This is a genomic window from Klebsiella sp. OBRC7 (assembly GCF_000293135.1).
GTDB classification, from domain to species: domain Bacteria; phylum Pseudomonadota; class Gammaproteobacteria; order Enterobacterales; family Enterobacteriaceae; genus Klebsiella; species Klebsiella michiganensis.
Map to the genome: position 1 here is coordinate 1 of NZ_ALNJ01000012.1, position 1,193 is coordinate 1,193.

Genomic DNA, 1,193 nt, shown 5'->3' on the forward strand with positions numbered 1-1,193 from the left:
GAAAAGAATTAAACGGTCTGACTCATCTTTCGTTCAGCGCGTAACAGCTCTTTCATCATGCGCTCACTGGCGTAGTGCGCTTCATCAGCAGTGACCGTAGCCACCACATTCCCCTGCAGGTCATAGCGGGAGGCACCTTCCCGCATCCGGGACAGATAACCTGCCGACCGGGTCAGGCTTTTCAGGCACTTAATCACCTGTTTATGCGACAGCGGCAGGTCGCGCCCCGCGATATCGGCAAACAGCTGTTCACGCATCCCCGTCGCCAGCAGACGGGGTGAGTCACCGTCGAACAACTGTGGCCAGAATGCCTTCAGAGTCATGATGGCCTGTTCCGGAGGCAGTAAGCGGAGATACCGGACCGGAGGCGGTACCTTTAAGGCTTTGGCCATGACCGGCACAGTTTTTCGCGCTGCGGCTTCAGCGGCCTTTTTCTCAAGCTTCTCTTTTTTGACCTTCCAGGCGGGCGGGGTCGACACCACCACCACTTTTTTGCGGCGCACCACAACATCAGGGGTGCCCGTGTTGTTGTTCGCTCCTGCATTATCTGTGGCTGGTTTGCGTTTCAGGCTCAGTACCGGACGTTTTTCTTCACTCATAAGGGGCCATATCAATTAAAGCTTCAGGTCTGGGGTATACGATACGCTAACGGCATCATCGTTTCATCTCAGGCTGCACTGGTCACAGCGATGATGTTCCCTTTGTCACACTTACGGATACTGTTCCCGCTCCCCGGACCTCTGTCCGGTTTTTTTTTACATCGTCGCCACTATCCCCAGCACCGCCAGATGCACGGCATAAAACATCACAAAAAAGTGCCGCGGCCAGAAGCGCGGAACAGAACGACCGAGGTCAGAACAGACCGCCAGGGCCAGCAAAGCGACCATCAGGCTGGCAATGGCCTGGGTAATATCATGGGCATTCATCAGTAGTACCATGACAGCCCACAGCACGGCATACCCGATCCGTTCTACAGGCTCTTTCGCCCGACAAAGCCGCCAGCTGTTGATCAGCATGAAGACCCCGGCCAGACCGTAGCTGTCGGCAGATAAGGGGAGCCAGGCCACTACAATGGCGATCGCCAGCAGAATATCATTGCGGGTCTGCAGACTGAACCAGCGCAGCGCCTGGCCGGTGACCGCAAAGCTAAACAGGATATTCCCCATGTACCACGGGTACCCGATGAGAATAAA

General features: G+C 55.7%; 2 protein-coding genes. Both read right to left on the reverse strand.

Annotated elements, in window-relative coordinates; genetic code table 11:
- Positions 1 to 8: 8 nt before the first annotated feature.
- Positions 9 to 599 carry a fertility inhibition protein FinO gene (locus tag HMPREF1144_RS02280; RefSeq protein WP_009651737.1) on the reverse strand — a complete coding sequence of 197 codons (591 nt, stop codon included), beginning with the start codon at positions 597 to 599 and terminating at the stop codon, positions 9 to 11.
- 156 nt (positions 600 to 755) lie between these two features.
- A partial coding sequence (locus HMPREF1144_RS02285) for a TraX family protein (protein WP_042926864.1) occupies positions 756 to 1,193 on the reverse strand: 438 nt, incomplete at its 5' end.

What these genes read in the sequence shown, in the direction of transcription:
- HMPREF1144_RS02280 (WP_009651737.1), bottom strand. Translation starts at nt 599, where the DNA reads ATGAGTGAAGAAAAACGTCCGGTACTGAGCCTGAAACGCAAACCAGCC.